The organism is Streptomyces sp. NPDC002386 (genome assembly GCF_053593175.1).
Map to the genome: position 1 here is coordinate 104,674 of NZ_JBSFBX010000008.1, position 22,651 is coordinate 127,324.

Annotated in this window: 23 protein-coding genes; 9 read left to right on the top strand and 14 right to left on the bottom strand. The window is 73.5% G+C overall.

The window, feature by feature from the left end; all coding sequences use genetic code 11:
* Positions 1–30: 30 nt before the first annotated feature.
* Positions 31–792 carry an MBL fold metallo-hydrolase gene (locus tag ACWCPN_RS17750; RefSeq protein WP_451206881.1) on the bottom strand — a complete coding sequence of 254 codons (762 nt, stop codon included), beginning with the start codon at positions 790–792 and terminating at the stop codon, positions 31–33.
* Between the two features lie 165 nt (positions 793–957).
* Positions 958–1,539, bottom strand: a complete 582-nt coding sequence (locus ACWCPN_RS17755) for a TIGR03086 family metal-binding protein (protein WP_451206884.1) — start codon at positions 1,537–1,539, stop codon at positions 958–960.
* A gap of 132 nt (positions 1,540–1,671) precedes the next feature.
* Between ACWCPN_RS17755 and ACWCPN_RS17760 the strand changes: the two genes are divergently transcribed.
* A complete protein-coding gene (locus tag ACWCPN_RS17760) occupies positions 1,672–2,904 on the top strand; it encodes an MFS transporter (protein ID WP_451206886.1) in 1,233 nt (410 codons plus the stop codon).
* On the opposite strand, the gene ACWCPN_RS17765 is transcribed toward ACWCPN_RS17760, so the two are convergent.
* Together ACWCPN_RS17765 and ACWCPN_RS17770 are read right to left on the bottom strand one after the other, a co-directional pair.
* Positions 2,841–4,004 carry a hypothetical protein gene (locus ACWCPN_RS17765; protein ID WP_451206889.1) on the bottom strand — a complete coding sequence of 388 codons (1,164 nt, stop codon included), beginning with the start codon at positions 4,002–4,004 and terminating at the stop codon, positions 2,841–2,843. The genes ACWCPN_RS17760 and ACWCPN_RS17765 overlap by 64 nt on opposite strands.
* Positions 4,001–4,942 (bottom strand): 5-dehydro-4-deoxyglucarate dehydratase, encoded by a 942-nt coding sequence (locus ACWCPN_RS17770; protein ID WP_451206893.1) that lies wholly within the window; start codon positions 4,940–4,942, stop codon positions 4,001–4,003. Before ACWCPN_RS17770 ends, ACWCPN_RS17765 begins: the two co-directional genes overlap by 4 nt.
* 252 nt (positions 4,943–5,194) lie before the next feature.
* On the opposite strand from ACWCPN_RS17770, the gene ACWCPN_RS17775 reads away from it, so the two are divergent.
* From ACWCPN_RS17775 to ACWCPN_RS17805, 7 genes are all read left to right on the top strand, one after another.
* Positions 5,195–6,004 carry an NAD-dependent epimerase/dehydratase family protein gene (locus tag ACWCPN_RS17775; protein WP_451206896.1) on the top strand — a complete coding sequence of 270 codons (810 nt, stop codon included), beginning with the start codon at positions 5,195–5,197 and terminating at the stop codon, positions 6,002–6,004.
* 269 nt (positions 6,005–6,273) lie between these two features.
* Positions 6,274–7,044, top strand: a complete 771-nt coding sequence (locus tag ACWCPN_RS17780) for a DeoR/GlpR family DNA-binding transcription regulator (RefSeq protein WP_199213484.1) — start codon at positions 6,274–6,276, stop codon at positions 7,042–7,044.
* Positions 7,045–7,152: 108 nt separating this feature from the next.
* The gene (locus tag ACWCPN_RS17785) at positions 7,153–8,523 is read left to right on the top strand and encodes an ABC transporter substrate-binding protein (RefSeq protein WP_451206899.1); all 1,371 of its coding nucleotides are present in this window, start codon (positions 7,153–7,155) and stop codon (positions 8,521–8,523) included.
* Positions 8,520–9,458: a carbohydrate ABC transporter permease gene (locus tag ACWCPN_RS17790; RefSeq protein WP_451206902.1), complete on the top strand. Its 939-nt coding sequence runs from the start codon at positions 8,520–8,522 to the stop codon at positions 9,456–9,458. Before ACWCPN_RS17785 ends, ACWCPN_RS17790 begins: the two co-directional genes overlap by 4 nt.
* Positions 9,455–10,300 (top strand): carbohydrate ABC transporter permease, encoded by an 846-nt coding sequence (locus ACWCPN_RS17795; RefSeq protein WP_451206905.1) that lies wholly within the window; start codon positions 9,455–9,457, stop codon positions 10,298–10,300. The genes ACWCPN_RS17790 and ACWCPN_RS17795 overlap by 4 nt, the downstream gene beginning before the upstream one ends.
* Positions 10,297–11,286 (top strand): zinc-dependent alcohol dehydrogenase family protein, encoded by a 990-nt coding sequence (locus ACWCPN_RS17800; protein WP_451206907.1) that lies wholly within the window; start codon positions 10,297–10,299, stop codon positions 11,284–11,286. Before ACWCPN_RS17795 ends, ACWCPN_RS17800 begins: the two co-directional genes overlap by 4 nt.
* Before the next feature lie 71 nt (positions 11,287–11,357).
* Complete coding sequence (locus ACWCPN_RS17805; protein ID WP_451207413.1) at positions 11,358–12,566, top strand: TerD family protein; 1,209 nt, start codon at positions 11,358–11,360, stop codon at positions 12,564–12,566.
* A gap of 19 nt (positions 12,567–12,585) precedes the next feature.
* Here ACWCPN_RS17805 and ACWCPN_RS17810 read toward each other — a convergent pair whose 3' ends face one another.
* From ACWCPN_RS17810 to ACWCPN_RS17825, 4 genes are all read right to left on the bottom strand, one after another.
* Complete coding sequence (locus ACWCPN_RS17810) at positions 12,586–13,197, bottom strand: TetR/AcrR family transcriptional regulator (RefSeq protein WP_451206910.1); 612 nt, start codon at positions 13,195–13,197, stop codon at positions 12,586–12,588.
* A 66-nt stretch (positions 13,198–13,263) separates the two neighbouring features.
* The gene (locus tag ACWCPN_RS17815) at positions 13,264–13,920 is read right to left on the bottom strand and encodes a 2'-5' RNA ligase family protein (protein ID WP_451206913.1); all 657 of its coding nucleotides are present in this window, start codon (positions 13,918–13,920) and stop codon (positions 13,264–13,266) included.
* Positions 13,921–13,993: 73 nt separating this feature from the next.
* Positions 13,994–15,445, bottom strand: coding sequence for an alkaline phosphatase PhoX (locus tag ACWCPN_RS17820; protein WP_451206916.1), 1,452 nt, complete (start codon positions 15,443–15,445; stop codon positions 13,994–13,996).
* Positions 15,446–15,619: 174 nt separating this feature from the next.
* Entirely contained in the window at positions 15,620–17,047 is a 1,428-nt protein-coding gene (locus tag ACWCPN_RS17825) for a hypothetical protein (protein WP_451206919.1), read from the bottom strand.
* Between the two features lie 266 nt (positions 17,048–17,313).
* On the opposite strand from ACWCPN_RS17825, the gene ACWCPN_RS17830 reads away from it, so the two are divergent.
* The gene (locus ACWCPN_RS17830; RefSeq protein WP_451206921.1) at positions 17,314–19,140 is read left to right on the top strand and encodes an endonuclease/exonuclease/phosphatase family protein; all 1,827 of its coding nucleotides are present in this window, start codon (positions 17,314–17,316) and stop codon (positions 19,138–19,140) included.
* A 12-nt stretch (positions 19,141–19,152) separates the two neighbouring features.
* Here ACWCPN_RS17830 and ACWCPN_RS17835 read toward each other — a convergent pair whose 3' ends face one another.
* From ACWCPN_RS17835 to ACWCPN_RS17860, 6 genes are all read right to left on the bottom strand, one after another.
* Complete coding sequence (locus tag ACWCPN_RS17835) at positions 19,153–19,890, bottom strand: SRPBCC family protein (protein ID WP_451206924.1); 738 nt, start codon at positions 19,888–19,890, stop codon at positions 19,153–19,155.
* 14 nt (positions 19,891–19,904) lie between these two features.
* The gene (locus ACWCPN_RS17840) at positions 19,905–20,507 is read right to left on the bottom strand and encodes an ArsR/SmtB family transcription factor (RefSeq protein WP_451206927.1); all 603 of its coding nucleotides are present in this window, start codon (positions 20,505–20,507) and stop codon (positions 19,905–19,907) included.
* Positions 20,508–20,615: 108 nt separating this feature from the next.
* Positions 20,616–21,203, bottom strand: a complete 588-nt coding sequence (locus ACWCPN_RS17845) for a DUF3618 domain-containing protein (protein WP_451206930.1) — start codon at positions 21,201–21,203, stop codon at positions 20,616–20,618.
* Positions 21,200–21,619 carry a phage holin family protein gene (locus tag ACWCPN_RS17850; protein WP_199210095.1) on the bottom strand — a complete coding sequence of 140 codons (420 nt, stop codon included), beginning with the start codon at positions 21,617–21,619 and terminating at the stop codon, positions 21,200–21,202. Before ACWCPN_RS17850 ends, ACWCPN_RS17845 begins: the two co-directional genes overlap by 4 nt.
* Before the next feature lie 54 nt (positions 21,620–21,673).
* On the bottom strand, positions 21,674–22,360 hold the full coding sequence (locus ACWCPN_RS17855) for a hypothetical protein (protein WP_451206934.1): 687 nt from the start codon (positions 22,358–22,360) through the stop codon (positions 21,674–21,676).
* A complete protein-coding gene (locus tag ACWCPN_RS17860; RefSeq protein WP_199213800.1) occupies positions 22,357–22,509 on the bottom strand; it encodes a hypothetical protein in 153 nt (50 codons plus the stop codon). The genes ACWCPN_RS17855 and ACWCPN_RS17860 overlap by 4 nt, the downstream gene beginning before the upstream one ends.
* Positions 22,510–22,651: the final 142 nt, after the last annotated feature.

Consider the following 22,651-nt stretch of genomic DNA (forward strand, 5'->3'; position numbering starts at 1 on the left):
CAAAGGAGGTCCGGGTCGCCGGCGGGTGCCTCAGACGGTGTGGGTGTCGCCCTCCACGGCGGCGCGGGTGGGCCGGCCGGAGACCTCGGCGGCGCGGGCGGTGGCCGCGTCCCGGGTGAGGGTGGGTCCGACGTGGGTGACGAGCAGTTCGCGCACCCGTGCCTCCCGGGCGACGCGGCCGGCGTCCTCGGGGGTGAGGTGGACCTGCGGGAGGTGTTCGCCTCCGCGATGCGCGTCGATGTCCGCCTCGCACAGGAAGAGGTCGGCCCTGGCGGCGAGTTCACCGAGCGCGGCGCAGGGGCCGCTGTCCCCCGAGTACGCGAGCACGCTCCCCTGGCACTCGGCGCGCAGGCCGTACGTCTCGGTGTCGTGGGCGACGGCGCGGGCGGTGAGCCGGAGGTTCCAGTGCCGGACGTCATGGCCGTCGTACAGGGCCCGGAAGTCGAAGACGCCCTTCAGGAAGCCGGTGTCGGGGCGCCCGAAGAAGCCCGCCAGGCGGCGCGCGCAGTCCTGTGGCGCGTACACCGGCACGGGCACGGCGGGGGCCATCCGGCCGAAGGCGAAGGCGTAGGCGGCGGCGAGCAGATCGGCGCTGTGGTCGGCGTGCAGGTGTGAGATCCAGATCGCGGTGAGCCGGGCGGGATCCGTGTGCCGCTGCAACGCCGCGAAGGTTCCGGGCCCCGCGTCCACCCACACCTCGGCGCCCCCGCCGGCCAGCAGGTAGCCGGAGCACGGCCGGTCGGGACCGGGGTGCGGGGAGGCGGTGCCGAGAACGGTGAGGGTGAGCGGCATGGCACGGAGAGTACGGGGTGCGAGGCCGGGTTCCGGCCGCTTCGGGCCAGGACGTGGCCGCGCCGCCGGGGTGCGCGGCGCGGGGCATACCGGACGCGGCACGGCCGGCGGCTGCCGCGCGGCACGCCGCCGGTCAGGACCTCCTTGGCCGGGGGCGGCCGGGCGTCACGGGCGCCACTGCGGATCCCGGCCGCTCAGTCCCACCGCCCGGTCCAGCAGGGACGCGCCCTCTTGTACCGGGACGACCGGGCCGAAGATGCCACCGCCGCGGCCGGCGTCCTCGGCGGCGGCGAGGAGGAAGCCGTGTGCCGTGTCGAGGGCGTCGGGGTCGGGCGTGTAGTGCTGCCCCGTCGCGCGGGCCAGGTCCCAGCCGTGGATCACCAGTTCGTCGACGGCGACGGCGCCCGCGACCTCGCCGGGCAGGTCGATGCCGCCGGCCCTGGTGAGGCCGGTCCAGGCGGCCGGGTCGCGCCAGGCGTCGGCGAGGTCGTCCAGCGCCTTGGGCAGTTCCTCGCGCCAGCCGGGGCCGATGTCCGGTACGGCGGCGTCCGGGCTGGTGTCCGTGGTCGGGCCGAGGTCCTTGCGGGCGGCGTCACGGAAGGCCACCGAAAGGTGCAGGAGGTGGCCGAGCAGGTTGCGCACCGCCAGGTCCGGGCACGGCGTGGCCGCCGTGAGCCGCTCGTCGGTCACCGCCGCGGCGAGCTGTGCCACGATCCGGGTCTGCGCGCCGAGATCCACCATGGTCATGGCCCACTCCTTCGGGGTCGCGATGTGCGTACGGAGGACTGACCGTCCTGGTCCGCGGAACTCATCGCTCCGGCGGAAATAAGGCACCTTGCCGATCCCGGGGCCCCCGCCTCAGGCTCACGATGGGCCGGTATGACGACTTCCTGGTCCGTGGTCCGCGTCCTGCGGGACCGCGACGCGGCGCTGTATCTCGGTGGCGTGGTGGTGTCCGCCTTCGGTACCTCCTCGCTGTGGCTGGCGGCGGGCGTGTGGGTGAAGGACCTCACCGGGTCCGACGGCCTGGCCGCCCTGTGCGCGCTCGCCATGTGGGCTCCCACGCCGGCCGGGCCGCTGCTCGGCGCGCTCGCCGACCGGGTCCGGCGCAGGCCCCTGCTCGTCGCGTCGAACCTGGGTCTGGCGGCCCTGCTCCTCTCCCTGTTCACCGTCGACTCCGCCGGCCGCCTGTGGCTGCTGTTCGCCGTGCTCTTCCTGTACGGCGCCGTCGGGGTCGTGCACGACGCCGCCGAGTCGGCCCTGGTCGCCGCCGCCGTCGCCCCGGACCTCCTCGGTGATTTCAACGGTCTGCGGACCACCGTCACGGAGGGCGTGAAGCTCGTCGCGCCGCTGACGGGAGCGGGTCTCTACGCGGTCTGCGGCGGTCCGTCCGTGGCCTGCCTGGACGCCGTCACCTTCGTCCTCGCGGCCGGGCTGTACGCCCTGCCGCGGGTGCGCGAGGAGCGGCCCGTCCGCTCCGGTGACGGATGGCGCCGGCAGACCGCACGGGGTGTCCGGCACCTGTGGGGGCATCCCGTGCTGCGCCCTCTGGTCGTGGCGGGCGGTACGGCCATGCTGCTGGCCGGGCTCGCCGGCTCCACGGTGTACGCCGTCGTCGACCGCCTCGGCCACTCCCCCGCCTACGCGGGCGTGCTGTACGCCTTCCAGGGCGCCGGTTCGGTGGCGGCCGGGCTGGTCTCGGGGCCCGCGCTGCGCCGGCTGGGGGCGCGCCGGTTCGCGGCGGCGGGGATCGCGCTGACCGCGGTCGCGGTGGCCGCGCGGGCCGTGCCGTCGGATCCGGTGGTCCTGGCGGCCGGTGCGGCGATCGGGGTGGGCCTGCCCTGCGTGCTGGTAGCGGCGTTCACCGCCGTCCAGCGCGCGACGCCCGGCCCACTGCTCGGCCGCGTGACGGCCACCGCCGGTTCGCTGGTGTTCACTCCGAACGCTCTGGGCCTCGCCCTCGGGGCCGGCCTGGTCGAACTGACCGGCCCCGGCCTGCTGCTGCCGCTGTACGGGGCCGCGCTGCTCACGGCGGCGGCCGCGCTGGCTCACCGCGCCGGGAGCGCCTCCCGGACCGCGGCCAGGTCGCCGTCCGACGCCAGTCCGGCGTGATACAGGCGCAGTTCCGTGGCGCCCTCGTCCCGCGCGCGTGCCGCGTCCTCGGCGAGGGTGCCCGGGCTGCCGCCCATCCCGGTGACCACCGTGAAGTTGGCCGCCAGGACCTTGCGGCCCTCCACCAGCCCGGCGAAGGGCGCCAGCGGTCCGGTGCCGCCCGTGCACGGCACCACCACCCCGTCCGCGACACCGAGGACGTGGCCGGGGTCGACGCCGGCGTTGGCACCGCAGTGGTACGGCACCGGGTCTGCGTGCAGCAGCACCTGGAAGCCCTCGGGCGCCGCGGCGCGTACGGCGGCGACGGCCTCCTCCTGGAGGGTTCGGGCGACGGTGTCGCGCCACGCGCGCGTGGCGGCCGCCGTGTCCTCCCCGAGGAGCCTGCCGACCGACGGCCAGCCGCCGTCGTCCGCCGCGCCCCGCCACAGGGGCTCCAGGGCGGCGCGCACGCCGGCCGCGAGCCGGCCGGGGTCCAGCCCCTGCTCGCCGTAACCGGCGGCGCAGGACGGGCAGAAGCACAGGGACATCAGGTACTGCCCGGCGTCCCCGAGACCGACACCGGAGGTCTTGTCGTGCGCGTGCAGGTGCTGCAGGCCGTACCAGCCGAGGGACTCCAGCTCGGTGCCGTGCGCGCCGGGGCGGACGGCGGCCTCGGCGGCGAGGTCGACCAGGTACGCGCGCGTGGCGGGCTGTGCGACGCACGGCGCCCACGGGTAGCGGTCGCCGTAGGCGTTGACCACCGAGGTGTCCGGATGTTCGGCGCCCATGCGGGAGTTGTGGGCGAGGACGACCCAGGTGTGCACCTCCAGCCCGGCCGCCGCGAGCGCCCCGGCGGCCTCGCCGTAGGCGTCGCCGGGGGCCCAGCGTCCGGCGGGGTAGGGGCGCAGCGTTCGGCCCGCCCAGCGGTCGCCGGGCGGGTAGAGGACGGCCGCGTGCTCCGCCGTCACGATGCGGTGGCGGGGGTGGCGGGGGGTCAGGGCGCGGGTGGAGTGGTAGGCGGAGGCGAGGGTGACCTGCCCGGCGCCGAGCGAGGCGATCCGCCCGGGGGCCCGCGGGTCCCCGGCCACGTCCCAGGGATAGAGGAACGCCGACGCCTTCACTCCCCGCCCTCCAGCAGCGCGTGTCCGCGCTCGATCAGCCGGGCGAGGCGCTTGACGTGGTCCTCGGCCGGTTCCTGCAGCGGCGGGCGGACCTCGCCCACGTCCAGGCCGCGCAGCCGCACGCCCGCCTTGACGAGCGAGACGGCGTAGCCGCGGCCCTGGTCGCGCAGCTCCACGAACGGGCGGTAGAAGCCGTCCAGCAGGCGCCGCACGGTGGCGTCGTCGCCCGAGCGCAGTGCCCGGTGGAAGGCGAGGGCGATCTCCGGGGCGAAGCAGAAGACGGCCGATGAGTACAGGGTGACGCCGAGCGCGCGGTAGGCGAGCTGGGTCTGTTCGGCGGTCGGCAGGCCGTTGAAGTACAGGAAGTCACCGGGGGCCTCGGTGCGCACGGCGCTGACGATGCGCTGCATCAGGTCCAGGTCGCCGAGCCCGTCCTTGAGGCCGATGACGCCCTCGGTGCGGGCGAGTCCGACGACGGCCTGCGGGGTGAGGACGACGTTGTCGCGCTGGTAGACGATGACCGGCAGGGCGGTGGCGGCGGCGATCTCCCGGTAGTGCCGCAGCAGGCCCTCCTGGCCGGCGTGGACGAGGTACGGCGGCATCGCGAGCAGCCCGTCGGCGCCCGCGGCCTCGGCGGTGCGCGCGTGGCGGACGGCGAGCGCGGTGCCGTAGCCGACGCCGGCCACGACGGGCACCCGGCCGCCGGCCGCCTCGACGGCCGCCCGGACGCAGGCCTCGAACTCCTCCGGCAGCAGCGCGTGGAACTCCCCGGTGCCGCAGCAGGCGAAGACGGCCGCGGCACCGGCGGCGACACCCTCGCGCACATGGGTCCGGTAGACGTCGAGGTCGACGGAGCCGTCGGGGCCGTAGGCCGTGACGGGGAAGAACAGCGGCCCGCTGGGATCGCGGAGCCGGGCGGCGAGAGGGGCTGGCGTCACGGGCGCTCCCTGTCGGTGCATATTTCTGATCAGCGTCTATATTTCTGAACAACTGCACGCTACGGCCCCCCTTCGACCCGGGTCAAGCGCCCGAACCCGCGACACCGCACCGGATTTCCCCACTCCACGGCACACTTGACCGGACACGGCAGCGCTTTCTAGCGTGTCCACGCATGTGAATGACGTCCATGTGAATGATGCCGCCGCACATGAACCCGCATCGTTCGTCCGACCCGACCAAGGAGACCGAGGATGCCCGCTCCCCGCACCGTTCTGCTCACCGGCGCCGCCGGCGGGCTCGGCACCCTGATGCGGTCCCTGCTGCCGGAGTACGGCTACAGCCTGCGCCTGTTCGACGTGCGGCCCGTCGAGGGCGAGCCGGACGCCGTCACCGCGGACCTCACCGACACGGACGCGCTGCGCGAGGCCGTGCGGGGCGTGGACGCCGTCATCCACCTCGCGGGCATCTCCCTGGAGGCGCCGTTCGAGAAGATCCTGAGGTCGAACATCGAGGGCACCTACAACCTGTACGAGGCCGCCCGCCTCGAAGGCGTGCCCCGGATCGTCTTCGCCTCCTCCAACCACGCCGTCGGCTTCACCCCGGCCCCGCGCCCGGGCGGGCCGCTGATCCCCGTCGACACCCCGCGCCGCCCGGACACCTTCTACGGCCTGTCCAAGTCCTTCGGCGAGGACCTCGCCCAGCTCTACTGGGACAAGCACGGCCTGGAGACCGTCTCCGTGCGCATCGGCTCCTGCTTCCCGGAGCCGACCAGCGTGCGCATGCTCTCGGTGTGGATGAGCCCGCGGGACGGCGCCCGCCTCTTCCACGCGGCCCTGACCGCCGAGGGCGTCGGCCACACCGTGGTCCACGGCTCCTCGGCCAACACCCGCCTGTGGTGGGACCTCACGAGCGCGCGGGCGCTCGGCTACGACCCCCGGGACGACTCCGAGCCGTACGCCGAGAAGCTCGTCGCCGAGCAGGGCGAACTCGACCCGGCCGACCCCGCGCACAGCCACCTCGGCGGCCACTTCGTGAACGACCCGCCGATCTGGCCGTACTGACGCGGCCGGCCCCCGGGGCCGGAAACGGCCGCCCACGGCGGCGGGCGGGCACCGAACGGGCCCGCCCACCGCCGTGTTCGGGCGTCCGGGCCGCCCGATCCCACCCCGCCCCGGACGGTCCCGCAGGTCCGCGACGGGCACCGCACACCGCGAACGGGCGCACCCGGGCAGGATCGGGCCCGTAACAGACCTGTTCGGCGCCGCACACCCGCTGTAGAACTTCCCCCATGGGCCCGAACGGGCAACTCGGCAGGGAAGCGGGTGACGACATGGGCACCAGGACGGCGGAGGAACGCCGGCGCGAGATCGTGCGGGCCGCGCGCACCACCGGCTCGGTCGACGTCACCGCGCTCGCCGCCGAACTGGGCGTCGCCAAGGAGACCGTCCGGCGCGATCTGCGCGCCCTGGAGGACCACGGCCTGGTCCGCAGGACGCACGGCGGCGCCTATCCGGTCGAGAGCGCCGGTTTCGAGACGACGCTCGCCGTCCGCGCCACCAGCCACGTCCCCGAGAAGCGCCGGATCGCGGCCGCCGCGGCCGAACTGCTCGGCGACGCGGAGACGGTCTTCGTCGACGAGGGCTTCACCCCGCAGCTCATCGCCGAGTCCCTGCCGGCCGGCCGGCCGCTCACCGTGGTCACCGCCTCCCTGCCGGTCGCGGGCGCCCTGGCCGGGGCCGAGGACGTGTCGGTCCTGCTCCTCGGCGGCCGGGTCCGGGCCGGCACGCTGGCGACCGTCGACCACTGGGCCACCCGGATGCTGGCCGGCTTCGTGATCGACCTCGCCTACATAGGGGCCAACGGCATCTCCCGCGACCACGGGCTCACCACCCCCGACCCCGCGGTCGGCGAGGTGAAGACGCAGGCCGTCCGGGCCGCGCGGCGCACCGTCTTCGCGGGCGTGCACACCAAGTTCGGAGCGGTCAGCTTCTGCCGGTTCGCCGAGATCGGCGCGCTGGAGGCGATCGTGACGAGCACGCTGCTGCCGGCCACCGAGGCCCACCGCTACTCCCTGCTGGGCCCGCAGGTCATCAGGGTCTGAAACGGCCGGGCCCGGAGCACCGGACCCGCACCTCGGCATCACCTCCCCCACGGGCACCCTCATGCCCCCCGAACGCCCCTTACCTCCCCATACATCCAGGAGCGATCCATGCGCATCCCGAGCCGACGGAGGTCGCGGGCCACGCTCGCCGCGGCCGCCGCGGGGACGCTGCTCGCCCCGCTGCTCTCCGGCTGCTGGGCCGGTGCGGGCGGGACCGGTTCCGGCGGCGACTCCATCAACGTGCTGATGGTCAACAACCCCCAGATGACCGAATTGCAGAAGCTGACCGCCGCCCACTTCACGAAGGAGACCGGCATCAGGGTCAACTTCACGGTCCTGCCCGAGAACGACGTCCGCGACAAGATCAGCCAGGACTTCGCCAACCAGGCCGGCCAGTACGACGTGGCCACCCTGTCCAACTACGAGATACCGATCTACGCCCGCAACGGCTGGCTGCACGACATGGACGGCTACGTCGCCGAAGACCCCTCCTACGACGAGCAGGACGTGCTGAAGCCGATGCGCCAGTCCCTGACGGCGGACGACGGCAAGCTCTACGGGCAGCCCTTCTACGGCGAGTCGTCCTTCCTGATGTACCGCAAGGACGTGTTCGCGGCGAAGGGCCTGAAGATGCCCGCGCACCCCACCTGGACGCAGGTGGCCGCCCTCGCCGCCGAGGCGGACGGCGCCCGGCCCGGCATGAAGGGCATCTGCCTGCGCGGACTGCCCGGCTGGGGCGAGCTGATGGCACCGCTCACCACCGTGGTGAACACCTTCGGCGGCACCTGGTTCGACAAGGGCTGGAAGGCACGGCTGGACTCCCCGGAGTTCGAGAAGGCGACGAAGTTCTACGTCGGTCTGGTGCGTGAGCACGGCGAGTCCGGCGCCGCCCAGTCCGGCTTCGCCGAGTGCCTGAACGGCATGACCCAGAGCAAGGTCGCCATGTGGTACGACGCCACGAGCGCCGCCGGTCTGCTGGAGGCGGCCAGGTCCCCGGTCAGGGGCAAGCTGGGCTACGCCCCCGCCCCCGTCGAGCGGACCGGCTCCTCCGGCTGGCTCTACACCTGGGCCTGGGGCATCCAGAAAGCCTCCCGCAACCCCGACAAGGCCTGGAAGTTCGTCTCCTGGGCGTCCGGCAAGGGCTACGAGCGGCTGGTCGGCGAGACCAGCGGCTGGTCCGACGTGCCGGCGGGCAAGCGGGCGTCGACCTACGAGGACGCCGACTACCGCGAGTCGGCCGCCGCCTTCCAGGAGATGACCCGGAAGGCCATCGAGGGCGCCCGCCCCAACGACCCCGGCGTACAGCCGCGGCCCGCGCCCGGCATCCAGTTCGTCGGTATCCCCGAGTTCACCGACCTCGGCACCAAGGTCTCCCAGGAGATCAGCGCGGCCATCGCCGGACGCCAGTCCGTCGACGCGGCCCTGAGGAAGTCACAGGCGCTCGCCGAGAAGATCTCCGAGGAGTACGAGGGACGATGACAGCGACGACCACGGCACCGATCGCGAGCACACCCGCACGGGCGGCGCGCCGCCCCCCGGCCCGGCTGCGCGCCTGGGCCACCCGGGCCCCGCTGCTGCCGGCCCTCGTCTTCATGATCGTCGTGACCCAGCTGCCGTTCGTGGCCACGCTGGTGATCTCCTTCTTCGACTGGAACGCCCTCTACCCCAGGGCCCGTCGCTTCACCGGCCTCGACAACTACCGCCAGGTGCTCACCGACGCGGATCTGCGGCACTCGGTGTGGACGACACTGCTGCTCACGGTGGCGGTGGTACTGGCCAGCCTGGTCCTCGGCCTGGCCCTGGCCCTGCTCCTGGACCGCAGGTTCCGCGGCCGGGGCGTCGTGCGCACCCTGCTCATCGCCCCGTTCCTGGTGGTGCCCGTGGCGGCGGCCCTGCTCTGGAAGCATGTGCTCTACAACCCTGAATACGGTCTGCTCAACGGGCTGTTGCACTATGTGGGCGGCCCACAGCCGGACTGGATCTCGAACACCCCGCTGCTCGCGGTCGAGGCCTCTCTGGTGTGGCAGTGGACACCGTTCATGATGCTGATCCTGCTGGCCGGGCTGCAGAGCCGGGACCAGCAGCAGATCGAGGCCGCGCGGGTCGACGGCGCGAGCGACTGGCAGATCTTCCGCCATCTGACCCTGCCCCACCTGCGCCGCTACCTGGAACTCGGCGCCCTGCTCGGGTCGATCTACATCGTCCAGAACTTCGACGCGGTGTTCACCATCACCTCCGGCGGTCTCGGCACCGCCAACCTGCCCTACACCGTCTACCAGAGCTTCTACCAGGCCCACGAGAACGGCCTCGCCTCGGCCGCCGGCGTCCTGGTGGTCATCGGCTCCATCGTCATCGCGACCTTCGCCCTGCGCGTGGTGTCGTCCCTGTTCCGCGAGGAGGTGTCCCGCGCATGAGCGCCACCGTCGTCAAGCGCAGGGTGCGCACGGGAACCGGCCTGGGTCTGGTGGCCTGGCTGGCCGGCGTCGTGTTCTTCCTGCCCATCGCCTGGATGGCCCTGACGTCGTTCCACTCCGAGCCGGACGCGGCGGCCAACCCGCCCTCCTTCGCCGCCTCCCTCACCCTGGACGGCTACCGCGAGTTCTTCGGCACCGGCGGCGGGGCGAGTCCCTGGCCCGCCCTGATCAACTCCACGGTGGCGTCGGTGGTCTCGACCGTCTGCGTGCTGCTGCTCGCCCTGCCGGCGGCGTACGCGCTGTCGATCCGGCCGGTGCGCAAGTGGACGGACGTCCTGTTCTTCTTCCTGTCCACGAAGATGCTGCCGGCCGTGGCGGGCCTGCTCCCGGTCTACCTGTTCGCGAAGAACGCCGGGCTGCTCGACGACATCTGGCTGCTGGTCGTCCTCTACACCTCCATGAACCTGCCGATCGCGGTGTGGATGATGCAGTCCTTCCTCGCCGAGGTGCCGGTGGCGGTGATCGAGGCGGCACGCGTGGACGGAGCCCGGCTGCCGACCGTCCTCGCGCGCGTGGTGGCCCCGATCGCGCTGCCCGGCATCGCCGCGACCGCCCTGATCTGCTTCATCTTCAGCTGGAACGAACTGCTCTTCGCCCGGGTGCTGACGGGCGTGGTCGCCGAGACCGCCCCCGTCTTCCTGACCGGCTTCATCACCAGCCAGGGCCTGTTCCTGGCCAAGGTGTGCGCCGCGTCGCTCGTCGTCTCCCTGCCGGTGCTCGCCGCGGGGTTCGCCGCCCAGGACAAGCTGGTCCAGGGCCTGTCGCTGGGAGCCGTGAAATGAAGGCCGCCGTCATCGAGTCCGTGGGCCGCGCCGTCGTCACCGACGTGCCCGACCCCACGCCGGGGCCCCGCGAGGTCGTCGTGGAGGTGGCCGCGTGCGGCCTGTGCGGCACGGACCTGCACATCCTCCAGGGCGAGTTCGCGCCCAAGCTGCCCGTCGTCCCCGGGCACGAGTTCGCCGGCGAGGTGGTCGGCGTCGGCACCGAGGTCACGGAGGTCGCGGTCGGCGACCGGGTGGCCGTGGACCCTTCCCTGTACTGCTACGAGTGCCGCTACTGCCGCACCGGCCACAACAACCTGTGCGAGCGGTGGGCCGCGATCGGCGTGACCACGGCCGGCGGCGCGGCGCGGTACGCGGTGGCCCCGGTGGCGAACTGCGTCCGGCTGCCCGAGCACGTGCGCACCGAGGACGCGGCCCTGGTGGAGCCGCTGTCCTGCGCGGTGCGCGGCTACGACGTGCTCAACGCGCGTCTCGGCGCCCATGTGCTGGTCTACGGCTCCGGGACGATGGGCCTGATGATGCTGGAGCTGGCCAAGCGCACCGGCGCGGCGAGCGTCGACGTCGTCGACGTGAACCCGGCCCGGCTCGAGACGGCGCGGCGCCTCGGTGTCTCGGCGTCGGCCGCGAGCGCGGACGAGCTGGACCGGCCGCGGGGCTGGGACGTGGTGGTCGACGCGACCGGCAACGCGGCGGCCATCCAGGACGGTCTGGACCGGGTGGCGAAGGCCGGTACGTTCCTGCAGTTCGGGGTCGCCGACTACGCGACCCGGGTGACCGTGGACCCGTACCGGATCTACAACCAGGAGATCACCATCACCGGCTCCATGGCGGTGCTGCACAGCTTCGAGCGGGCGGCGGAGCTGTTCGCGAACGGCGTGCTGGACCCGGAGGTGTTCATCAGCGACCGCATCCCGCTGGAGCGCTACCCCGAGGCGCTGGAGCAGTTCGCGGCGGGCGTCGGCCGGAAGATCGTCGTGGTGCCCTGAGCCGAACGGGGGTCGCGCCGTCGGTAAGGGAACGGTAAAGCGGTGCCGTTCGTTCACCCGGCATGACAGCTATGACCCCCGGCTCGAACATCCCTCTCTCCGCCGCCCGCGTGACGGTGGACGTCGCCGCCCCGGTGCGGCTCGACGTATCGGGCCTGCTGCTCACCGCCGACGGCAAGGTGCGCTCCGACGACGACTTCATCTTCTACAACCAGCCCGGCGGCCCCGGTGTGACGTACCGGTCCGGTGGCGGTGCCGCGCCCGACGCGATCGAGGTCGACACCGCCGCCGTGCCGCCGGAGATCGAGAAGATCGTGGTCACCGCCAGCCCGGACGCGGCGGGCCAGACCTTCCAGGGCATCGAGCCGACGGCAACCGTCCGGGACGCGGCCGGCGGCTCGGTCCTGGCGACCTTCACGCCGCCGCGGCTCGGCTCCGAGACGGCGCTGGTGGTCATGGAGATCTACCGCCGCAACGGCCAGTGGAAGGCCCGCGCCGTCGGCCAGGGGTACGCCGACGGGCTGGCCGGCATCGCCACGGACTTCGGCGTGACGGTGGAGGAGCCCGCCGCCGCGCCCGCCGCGCCGCCGGCCGCGGCACCCGTGGCCCCGCCCCAGCCGCCCGCCGCCCCGCCCGCGCCGGCCGCGCAGGCCCCCTCCACCCCGCCGCCGGCGCCCGCCGCCGCTCCGGCGCCCGGCAGCGGGAAGATCAACCTGGACAAGGGCCGGGTCAGCCTCCAGAAGAACCAGACGGTGTCCCTGGTCAAGGGCGGCCGCCCGCTGCTCTCGCTGGTGCAGATGGGCCTGGGCTGGGAGCCCGCCTATCGCGGCAAGGACATCGACCTGGACGCCTCGGTCATCGCCTACGGCCCACAGCGCAACCCGGTCGACAGCTGCTACTTCGGCAAGCTGTCGATCCTGAACGGCGCGATCAAGCACTCCGGTGACAACCTCACCGGCGAGGGCGGCGGTGACGACGAGGTGATCGTCGTCGACCTCGGCCGCATCCCCCAGGAGGTCACCGGCCTGGTCTTCACGGTCAACTCCTTCTCCGGCCAGAAGTTCACCGAGGTCGCCAAGGCCTACTGCCGCCTGGTCGACGCGGCCTCGGGCGAGGAACTGGTCCGCTTCGACCTGACCAGTGCCGAGCCGCAGACCGGCGTGATGATGGCCAAGCTCATCCGGCAGTACTCCGGCGAGTGGGAGATGACGGCGATGGGCGACTTCGTGAAGGCGCGCACGGTGCGCAACATGGTCGACCCGGGAGCCCGGGCGCTGTAGGCGCCGCTCGGCACGGCGGTCAGGGGCGCCCCCGCGCGGGGCGCCCACCGGCCGGCCGGTCGCGCCGCCCGTGCAGCCCTTCCATCAGCAGGGACAGATACCGGCGGATCTGCCCGCCCTGCCCGTCCGCGAACTCCGAGGCGGTCGCCACGCCGTGCGCCAGCCGGAGCAGTTCGACCGGTTCGACGTCGGACCGCAGGGTGCCCTCCGCCCGGGCCGCCGCCACCAGCCTGGCCGCCGCGTCCCGTACCGGTGCGCAGCAGACCGGGACCGGCGCCGCCCCTTCGTCCGTGACGGCCGAGCCCAGCAGCGCCTTCAGGCCGCGCACCCGGATCGTCCCCGCGCACACTTCGTTCAGCCACTCGACCAGCGCCTCCCCCGGCGGCAGCCCCTCGGCCAGCTCGCCGGCCCGTGCGGCGAGCGCCGCCATCCGGTCGGTGTAGGCGGCCTCCAGCAGCGCCCGGCGGTTGGGGAAGTGCCGGTACAGCGTGCCGGAACCGACTCCGGCGCGCCTGGCGATGTCGTCGAGCGAGGCGTTCTCCCCGTGCTCGGCGAAGACCTCCGCCGCGACCCGCAGCAGCCGCTCGTAGTTGCGCCGGGCGTCCGCGCGCATGGGTCTGGCCTGCGTCATCCAGGAACTCCTCGCGAACCGTGGGCCGTTCCCGAACAGTACCGGGAGCGCTTTGCGGCCGGGCGGTCAGCGCTGGTCCGGCGGCTCGTACCCGGCGCCGGCCGGGTCCGGTCCGGGCCGGCGCCGGACCGCTCCGGTGCCCAGGGCGATCGTGGCGCGGATGCGCATCGGGCCGTCGTCGCGGCGGGACAGCACGCAGATCCCGGCCACGCTCGCGTGCAGCGCACCGAGCCGGGCGGCGCACTCCGCCGCCAGCTCGCGCGGGGCCCGGGTGCGGCCCAGCGAGAGGTGCGGGGTGTAGCGCGGGAAGCGGTCCACGCATGCCGGGAAGGGCTCCGCCAGCGCGTCCCGCAGCCGCGTCCAGGGGGCGAGGCCGGCCGCCGCGGGGTCGAGCCACACGGTGGCGCCGGCGCGATGGCGGAAGAAGCGGACCCCGTCGAGCCGGACACCGAAGGGCTCGCGCTCCGCGGCCGCCGCGGCCAGCAGCGGGAGCGCCACCGGGAAGTGCTCCTCCGGCACGAACCCGAAGAGCAGGTTCACATGGGGCGGCCACCGGTGGATCTGCGGGTCGTGCTCGGCCCGGATCCGCTGGACGGCGGGCCACAGCGAGCCCGGGGGCAGCCAGGCGACGGCGGTCCGGGGCGTGGGCGCCGACGCCAGACACCCGGGGACGGCGGCCGGGCGGGGCCGTCCGGCCGGACCGGGCGTCTCGGGGCGGGGCACGTCTCCATCATGGCCCCGCCCGCCGCCGGCCGCCGCCCCCGGGACACCGCTCAGCCGGAGCGGGGCGGCCGGGTCAGCGCCGCTGCCGCTTCCACGGGCCCGTGATGGCCAGCATGATGCCGGGCGTCTGGATGTTGGCGTACAGGGTCCTGCCGTCGGGCGAGAAGGTGACGCCGGTGAACTCGCTGTACTCGGGCTCCTCGGCGGTGCCCACGTTCAGCTCGTTGCGGGCGATGGGGTAGGTGCGGCCGCTCTCCGTCGCGCCGAACAGGTGCTGCACGCCCTCGCCGTCCTCGGCGATGACCAGGCCGCCGTACGGGGAGACGGTGATGTTGTCCGGGCCGTCGAAGTTCCCGTCGGCGGACGGGTCCGGGTTGACGCCGATGAGGACCTTCAGCGTCAGGGTGCGGCGCTTGGGGTCGTAGAACCAGACCTGGCCGTCGTGCTGGACGGGACTCTCCGCCCGGGCGTAGGAGGAGACGACGTAGGCGCCGCCGTCGCCCCACCACATGCCCTCGAGCTTGCGGGCGCGGGTGATCTGGCCCTCGCCGAACTGCTTGCGGGTGGAGACCTGACGGGCGTCGCGGTCCGGGACGGTGACCCAGTCGACGCCGTAGACCGTGCCGGTCCTCGTGGCGCGGGAGAGGTCGTCGACGAACTGACCGCCGGAGTCGAAGCACTTGAAGGCCTGCAGGACGCCGGCGTCGTCGGCGAGGGTGCGCAGCTTGCCGCGGCCGTGGCGGAATCCCTCCGGCGGGGTCCAGCGGTAGAGCAGGCCGTTGGGGCCGGAGGCGTCCTCGGTGAGGTAGAGGTGGCCGCGCCGGGGGTCGACGACGACGGCCTCGTGGGCGTACCGGCCGAGGGCCTTGACCGGCTTGGGCTCGCGGTTGGCCCGGCGGTCCTCGGGGTCGACCTCGAAGACGTAGCCGTGGTCCTGGGTGAAGCCGTTCTTGCCCGCCTTGTCCTCGGTCTCCTCGCAGGTGAGCCAGGTGCCCCACGGGGTACTGCCGCCCGCGCAGTTGGTGGCGGTGCCGGCGATGCCCACCCATTCGGCGACCTCGCCGCCGCGCCGGACCTCGACGACGGTGCAGCCGCCGGCCGCGGCCGGGTCGTAGACGAGGCCCTCGGCGAGCGGCACCGGGTGCGGCCACTGGGCGCGGGCCCCGGCGAGTTCGTGGTTGTTGACGAGGAGCGTGGTGCCGCGCGGGCCGTCGAAGGCGGCGGTGCCGTCGTGGTTGGACGGGGTGAACTCGCCCGACTCCAGCCTGGTCTTCCCGCTGTGGGTGATGACCCGGTACTCGAATCCGGCGGGCAGCGCGAGGATGCCGTCGGGGTCGGGGAGCAGGGGGCCGTAGCCGACGCCGTGGTGCCCGTGCCCCTGCGCCGGCTCGCCGTCCGCGGTGCCGGTGTCCGTGGCGGCGAGGGCGCCCGGGGCGGTGGCGAGGGCGCCGACGCTGCCCGCGAGGGCGACTCCGGCACCGGTGATCGCGGATTTTCTGGCGAAGTCCCTGCGGCTGAGCGACATGGATGTCTCCTGTGACAGTGGGCGTGCCGTGGAGGGTGGCGTCCTGCGGTCGGCGCTCACGCTCCCGTCCGGTGCTGAACGGGAGTTGAACGCCGGGCCGCCAACGGGGTGCCTGTTCCATGAATCCGTACGCCCTGCCCGACCGCCGGTGCAGGAACCGGCCGCGCGCCGCTCTCAGCCGCCGTGCTGCGAGCGGGCCTTGAAGGCGGCCTTGCGCGCCTCCTTGGCCACCTTCTTGTCCGGGTGCAGCCGTCCCATCGCCTCCAGCACGTCGGCGGTCGCGGGATGGTCCACCCGCCACGCCGCCGCGAAGAACCCGCTGTGCTGCTCGGCCAGTCCCTCCACCAGGGCCTGCAGTTCCTCGGAGTTCCCCTCGGCCTGGAGCTGCGCGGCCAGGGTGTCGACGGTCAGCCAGAACACCAGGTCCTGAGAGGGCGCGGGCACGTCCGAGGCGCCGTGCTCGCTGAGCCAGACCCGGGCGAGCCCGCCCAGCTCGGGGTCGTCGAGGACGTCCCGCAGCGCCGGCTCGGCCTCCGCGCCGACCAGGGACAGCGCCTGCTGGCAGCGCAGCCGGCGCAACGGTGCCCCGGTGTCGGCGCCGCGCGCCGCCGCCAGCAACTCGCGGGCCGAGGCGAGCGGTTCGCGCCGGGTCAGCCACTGCTCGGTCTCGGCGCGGGCGGCGGACTGGCCGAAGCGGGAGGTGCCGTCGAGCAGCGCGTCCGCGCCCTTGTCGGAGAGTTCGCCGACCGCGGGGGCCTCGAAGCCGGCCTCCAGCAGCCGGGCCCGCAGCCCGTACGCGCCGAGCGCGGTCAGCCGGACCATGCCGTAGCGGGAGACGTCGGTGTCGTCCACGGGCGCGGCGGGTTCCTCGTCGGCGTCGGCCATCAGCGCCTCGTCCACCGGCTGGTACTCGACGAGCCCGACCGGCTCGAGCATCCGGAACTGGTCGTCGAGGCGCATCATCGCGTCGGAGACCTGCTCCAGGACGTCGTTGGTGGGCTCGCCCATGTCGCCGGGGACGATCACCGAGGCGGCGAGGGCGGGCAGCGGTACCGGGGCGTCGCCCGCGCCGCCCTCACTGACCGTCAGCGCGTAGAGGGTGCCGAGGACGCCGTCGAGGAACTCCGCCTCGGCCTCGGGGTCCCAGTCGAGTGACGCGAAATCGATCTCGCCGCCCTCGTCCATGGCGTCGAGCAGGCCGTCCAGGTCGGGCACGCTCGCGTCCGCGACGACCGTCTCCAGGGCGCTGAGCCACACGGTGAGCACGTCGTGCGGGGAACCGGCGGTGAGCAGCGCCAGTTCCTCGCCGGCCGCCACGGTCCCGGCCTCCTCGTCGGTGACCGCGACCAGACCCGCGTCCACGGCCACCCGCCAGGCCTCGCTCGCGTGGGCGGCGGCGTCGTCCCCGCTCAGCCCGAGCAGTTCGGCGGCGGCCGGAAGCTGCTCCTCGACCAGTCCGCCGCCGGCGTCGACCCGGGTAGCGGGCCCGGCCCAGCGAGCGAGCCGGGCGGCGCGGGAGAGCAACGGCGTGGACAGTGCGGCACGCGCCAGCTCCGCTTCAGGACGCAGCCGCACCGGCGGCAGGGGGGAGCTGTCTGACATCGGCTGACTCTCCTAGGACCGTGAAAGGGCTCAGCCGCTCAGCCTAGACGGATTTCCACCCATGCCGCCCGGTTCATCTCCCCGCCGGGCACCGTACATGGCCGAAACCTTGACAACTCACCGTCGCAGGCAGGAGATTGACGCGCGTAGAAGTTCGGGGGACAACTGTTCACTCGGCTCTACGCGTGTCACAGAGGGCCACGAGTCCCACACGCTGCCGTTCCACCCTCGTCCCGGCGCCCAGTCACGTCCCCGGAGGGATCCCCTTGCCGAGCAGGTCTTCAGCGCGCCTCGCCGCGCTCACCGTCGCCGCCGTCTGCAGCGCGGCGTCCGCCGTCGTCCTCACCTCGCCCGCGCACGCCGACTCGGTGCGCGTCCACGACATCCAGGGCACCACCCGGATATCCCCGTTCGCGGGGCAGAAGGTCACGGACGTTCCCGGCATCGTCACGGCCACCCGCACCTACGGCTCCTCCAAGGGCTTCTGGCTGCAGGACGCCACGCCGGACGACAACCCGGCCACCAGCGAAGGCGTCTTCGTCTTCACCAGCTCCACGCCGAAGGTCGCGGCCGGCGACTCGGTCACGGTGACCGGCACGGTCTCCGAGTACGTCCCGGGCGGCGCGTCCTCCGGCAACCAGTCGCTGACGGAGATCACCAAGCCCACGGTCACCGCGGTCTCCACCGGCAACGCCGTGCCGGCCCCGGTCGTCGTCGACGAGGACTCGGTGCCGGACGCCTACGCCCCGGCCGGCGACACCGCCGCGGCCGGCTCCGTCAACGGCCTCACCCTGGACCCGGCGAAGTACGCCCTGGACTACTACGAGTCCCTGGAGGGCATGAACGTCCAGGTCGCCGACGCCCGGGTGGTCACCGCGACCGACCCGTACAGCGAGCTGTGGGTCACGGCCAAGCCGCACGAGCACCCCAGCCGGCGCGGCGGCACGGTCTACGGCTCCTACGACTCCCAGAACACCGGCCGGCTGCAGATCCAGTCGCTGGGCTCCACGGCCGACTTCCCGAAGGCGAACGTCGGCGACACCCTGGAGGGCACCACCACCGGCCCGCTGGACTTCAACCAGTACGGCGGCTACACCCTGGTCGCGAGCGAGCTGGGCACGCTGAGGAGCGGCGGCCTGGAGCGCGAGACCACGCAGAAGCAGTCGGGCCGCGAGCTCGCGGTGGCGACCTACAACGTCGAGAACCTCGACCCGTCGGACGCCACCTTCGACCAGCACGCCGCCGCGATCGTGCACAACCTGCAGTCGCCGGACATCGTGTCCCTGGAGGAGATCCAGGACAACAACGGCGCCAAGGACGACGGCACGGTCGACGCGAGCCAGACCGTGAACAAGCTGATCGACGCGATCGTCGCGGCCGGCGGCCCGAAGTACGACTGGCGTTCCATCGACCCGGTCAACGACCAGGACGGCGGCGAGCCCGGCGGCAACATCCGCCAGGCCTTCCTGTTCAACCCGGAGCGGGTGTCCTTCGTGGACCGCGCCGGCGGTGACTCCACCACCGCGGTCGGCGTCACCAAGGCGCAGGGCAAGGCGCGGCTGACGGTCTCCCCGGGCCGGATCGCCCCGGCCGACGCGGCCTGGGCGAACAGCCGCAAGCCGCTGGCCGGCGAGTTCGTCTTCCACGGCAAGACGGTGTTCGTGATCGCCAACCACCTGAACTCCAAGGGCGGCGACCAGGGACTGACGTCCCAGTACCAGCCGCCGGTGCGCAGCTCGGAGATCCAGCGTCACGCGCAGGCGACCGTGGTGAACGGCTTCGTCAAGGACATCCTGTCCGTGCAGAAGAACGCGGACGTCATCGCGCTCGGCGACATGAACGACTTCGAGTTCTCCGGCACCGCCCGGATCCTCGAGGGCGACGGCGAGCTGTGGTCGGCGATCAAGTCGCTGCCCAGGAGCGAGCGTTACACCTACGACTACCAGGGCAACCAGCAGGTCCTGGACCAGATCCTGGTGAGCCCGGCGATCCGGCGCGACTGCGGCCTCGAGTACGACAGCGTGCACGTCAACTCGGAGTTCAACGACCAGATCAGCGACCACGACCCGCAGGTGCTGCGGTTCCGTCCGTAACCCCTGTCCCTGTCAGGACTGGCCGAACACGCCGTTCAGCCAGTCCTGCCAGGCGGCTTCGTCCGCCCGGCCGTCGGCGTCCGGCGCGAAGTCGTGGACGCTGACGCCGAGCGGGGCGCCCCAGTGGCCGCGTCCGAAGAACCGGATGAGGGCGCTGTCGGTGCGCAGCCCGATGAAGTACGGGTTCCGGTAGTCGAGTACGGCGTCCAGGGTCCGCCCGCCGGGCCCGCGGGCGCCGACCTTCGTGCCCGCGGCCGTGTCGTCCGCGAGCCCGAGGGCGCGGCCGACGGCGGCGAGCGCCCTCGGCGTCGCCGAGGCCGCGGGTCCGTTCACCTGGGTGAAGGTGACCGGGCGGGGCGCGAAGTGCGTGAGGTACTCGCGCAGGGTGTGCAGGTAGAAGTTGGTGTGCTTGCTCGCGCCGTCGTACTGGTTGTTCCAGTCGTCGGTGAAGATGCCGCTGTGGACGTAGCGCACCCAGGCACGGCGGCCCTCGTCGCGGGGCTCGATGGTGTGGTCGAGCTGGTTCAGCGACTGGCCGGGCATGCCCACGTCCTCGCTGCGGTTGGTGTAGCGGTGGGGCGGATCCCAGACGGTGACGGTGGATCCGAAGGGACCCCGGCCGCCCTCCCGGGGCTCGGGCGGGTCCATCGGCCACAGATAGCCGCCGGTACCGGTGGTGATCGCCTCCCAGACCTTCTCCGGCGGGACGTCGACCTCGAACTCCCGGACGATCTCGAATTCCTCGGGCATGGCGGGGCTCCTGCTCAGCTCTCTGGGGCGGTCCGGTCCCGGACCGTGGGGTGGAGGGCGACGACGATCCGGTGGTCACGGCCGTCCTCGGCGCCGGGGGCGTCGTACTTGCGGATCAGCGCGCTCACGCCGGCCGTCAGCTCCTGCGCGAAGGCGGCCCGGTCGGCCGCCGAGGCGAAGCGGACCTCGCCGTCCAGGGCGTAGGTCGCCAGCCGCTTGCGGGCCTTCGCCGCGCCGGTGATCAGCTCGCCGACGTCCCGGACGAGGCGGGCGCCGAGCGCGAGCAGCCAGCGGGCGGAGAACTGGTCGCGGAAGCGGTCCGGGTCGGGCTGCACCGCGGCGAGGGCGGCCGGCGAGATGACGTACGACGCGGCGGTCGCCCGCATCAGCCGCTCGGTGACGTTGCCCTTGCGGCGCTCCCCCGCCAGTTCGACCAGGCCGTGCCGCTCCAGCGCCTTGAGGTGGTAGTTCACCTTCTGCCGGGGCAGTCCGACCCGGCCGGCCAGCATGGCGGCCGACGCGGGTCCGGCCGCCAGCTCGGCTAGCAGCCGGGCCCGCACCGGGTCCAGCGACACGGCCGCCGCCTCGGGATCCTCGATCACGGTCACGTCCAGCATGCGACCACCCTCCCACCGAAAACTTTTTTTGTCCAGGAGGACGGAGTGTTCGGTAGGAGGGTGGTCAGCGGTGCCCGTCCGCCGGCGTGACGGGCGGGCCGGAGCGGTTCAGCGGCAGCGGCCGTGCTGCCGGCGCCAGGCGATGACCCCGGCGACGGCGGCGGTGGCGAGGGCGCCGGCGGCGAGGACGGGCCCCGGGTGCCGCCGGCCCGCGTCCAGTGCGCGCCGCACGGACTCCGGAAGGGGGCGGCCGGCGTGCCGCGCGCGCCGTTCCTGCAGGGCGTGACCGGCACTGGTGGCCTGCTCCTGCAGGGCGTGACCGGCGCTCGTGGCGCGTTCTTGGAGGGCGTGCCGGGCGTGGCCTGACCGGTCCTGCACGGCGTGCCGGGCATGACCGGACCGGTCCTGCATCGCGTGCCGGGCGTGGCTCGACCGCTCCTGCATCGCGTGCCCGGTCCTGACCGCCCGCTCCTGCACGGTGTGCCCGGCCTGGGCGGCGCTGGAGCGGAGCTGCACGGTCATGGCGCCGGCCTTGTCCTTCAGGTCGGCGGCGCGGGCCTTGGCGCGGCCCTTCATGTCGGCCTTGCCGACGAGCTGTTCGACGGTGTCGCCGAGCTGGCTGCGGGTCTGCTCTATCTGGTGCCGCAGTTCGTCGGGGCCCTTGGCGCCCGAGCCGTGCGGGTTCTTGTGGCTCATCGGTGTGCCCTTTCCCTGATCACGTCGACGTCCGCCTTGACGCTGCCGAGCGTCACCTCGGGTTTGGGCGGGGTCGCGCGGCGCAACTGGGCCCGGCCGGCCATGCCCAGCAGACCGGCCACGACGAAGAACACCGCGGCGACGATCAGCGCCGAGGCCCACACGGGCAGGGCGAGGGCGATCGCGGCGGTGGCGGCGCCGGCCAGGGTGATCAGGCCGACGTAACCGACGGCGCCCGCGGCACCGAGCAGTCCGCCGCCCCGTCCGGCGTGGCGCCCCTTCTCGGTCAGCTCCTCCTTGGCGAGGGCGACCTCCTGTCGCAGGAGCCGGGAAAGCTGTTCGGTGGCCCGGCTGACGAGTTCACCCGTGGAAGGGTGCCCGTCGAGCGGGGGCCGTGTCTGCGAGGTCACGGTCACGTGTTCCGCCTCCTCCTCCGTACGGAACCCCCCGAGTACCCAGGCCCGGGTCCGTCACCCTCTCCCCTCTCCCCCCGCGCCGGGTGAGCCGAGCCGGGCGAGTTGCGTCTGGAACCAGTCCAGCCGGGCCTGCAACAGGGCCGCCTCGGCCACGAGTTCGGGTACGCCCATGTCGCCGTCGGCCGGCAACCCGGCGGACGGGACGGCGGCCGCCGCCGCCACCCGCAGGCCCTCCCCGGCCAGCCGGGCGAATCCGGCGAGCGGGACCGACGTACGCGCTCCCGCGCAGCCCGCGCACGCGGGCACCAGGGCCTGCCAGCCGGGTCTGCCCCAGCCGGCGTCGGCGAGCGCGACCGGGCCGGCCCCGCAGGCGCACGGACCCACGGCCGCCGTGCGCACCCGCTGCCGGGCGTACCGGAAGCCGCGCTCGAAACGGATGTAGGCGCCGAGCACGGAGACTTCGAGCAGGACCGCGGCCCGGTGCTCGGCCGTGCAGAGCATGGCCTCGGCGGCCGTACGGTCGTGCACGCAGTGGAAGCCGCAGTCGCACAGGCGCGCGGGCGCGCGGTGCCGGCGCCCGTAGACGCAGGAGGCGTCGGCGAGCACGCCGTACGGCAGCGCGCCGCCCAGGGACACACCGGTGAACCCGGCCCGGGTGCCGTCCCGCGACAGCACCGGGTGGGCGATCTTGTATCCGGTCGGCGGCTCCGTCGGGCGTTCCACCGGGAGCCGCAGCCTCATCGGGCCGCCGGTACCTCTTCGCGGGCCGGCTCGGCCGGTGCGGTGCGGGTGATCTCCTCGGGGAGCTCCGGCTCCTCCTGGTGGACGCGGGGCCGCTCCTCGGCGACTCCGGTGGCCAGTGCCTTGCCGAGCTTCATGGTGCCTCCCATGACCGACGTCAATGACCGTCCCGACTCATAGTGACCCATGTCGGCCGACTTGGACACAGGACCTTCGGCCACCGCCGCACGTGTCAGCGATGCTTATCAATATCTCGTAGGGGAATTAAGTAGAGCTTCACCTTCGAGTTGC

Coding starts and splice junctions, on each gene's coding strand:
- ACWCPN_RS17750 (WP_451206881.1), bottom strand. CDS start 792: ATGCCGCTCACCCTCACCGTTCTCGGCACCGCCTCCCCGCACCCCGGT.
- ACWCPN_RS17795 (WP_451206905.1), top strand. CDS start 9,455: ATGAGCGCCACCGTCGTCAAGCGCAGGGTGCGCACGGGAACCGGCCTG.
- ACWCPN_RS17860 (WP_199213800.1), bottom strand. CDS start 22,509: ATGGGAGGCACCATGAAGCTCGGCAAGGCACTGGCCACCGGAGTCGCC.
- ACWCPN_RS17840 (WP_451206927.1), bottom strand. CDS start 20,507: ATGCTGGACGTGACCGTGATCGAGGATCCCGAGGCGGCGGCCGTGTCG.
- ACWCPN_RS17775 (WP_451206896.1), top strand. CDS start 5,195: ATGCCCGCTCCCCGCACCGTTCTGCTCACCGGCGCCGCCGGCGGGCTC.
- ACWCPN_RS17825 (WP_451206919.1), bottom strand. CDS start 17,047: ATGTCAGACAGCTCCCCCCTGCCGCCGGTGCGGCTGCGTCCTGAAGCG.
- ACWCPN_RS17810 (WP_451206910.1), bottom strand. CDS start 13,197: ATGACGCAGGCCAGACCCATGCGCGCGGACGCCCGGCGCAACTACGAG.
- ACWCPN_RS17835 (WP_451206924.1), bottom strand. CDS start 19,890: ATGCCCGAGGAATTCGAGATCGTCCGGGAGTTCGAGGTCGACGTCCCG.
- ACWCPN_RS17790 (WP_451206902.1), top strand. CDS start 8,520: ATGACAGCGACGACCACGGCACCGATCGCGAGCACACCCGCACGGGCG.
- ACWCPN_RS17755 (WP_451206884.1), bottom strand. CDS start 1,539: ATGACCATGGTGGATCTCGGCGCGCAGACCCGGATCGTGGCACAGCTC.
- ACWCPN_RS17785 (WP_451206899.1), top strand. CDS start 7,153: ATGCGCATCCCGAGCCGACGGAGGTCGCGGGCCACGCTCGCCGCGGCC.
- ACWCPN_RS17855 (WP_451206934.1), bottom strand. CDS start 22,360: ATGAGGCTGCGGCTCCCGGTGGAACGCCCGACGGAGCCGCCGACCGGA.
- ACWCPN_RS17805 (WP_451207413.1), top strand. CDS start 11,358: ATGACCCCCGGCTCGAACATCCCTCTCTCCGCCGCCCGCGTGACGGTG.
- ACWCPN_RS17760 (WP_451206886.1), top strand. CDS start 1,672: ATGACGACTTCCTGGTCCGTGGTCCGCGTCCTGCGGGACCGCGACGCG.
- ACWCPN_RS17800 (WP_451206907.1), top strand. CDS start 10,297: ATGAAGGCCGCCGTCATCGAGTCCGTGGGCCGCGCCGTCGTCACCGAC.
- ACWCPN_RS17780 (WP_199213484.1), top strand. CDS start 6,274: ATGGGCACCAGGACGGCGGAGGAACGCCGGCGCGAGATCGTGCGGGCC.
- ACWCPN_RS17845 (WP_451206930.1), bottom strand. CDS start 21,203: ATGAGCCACAAGAACCCGCACGGCTCGGGCGCCAAGGGCCCCGACGAA.
- ACWCPN_RS17820 (WP_451206916.1), bottom strand. CDS start 15,445: ATGTCGCTCAGCCGCAGGGACTTCGCCAGAAAATCCGCGATCACCGGT.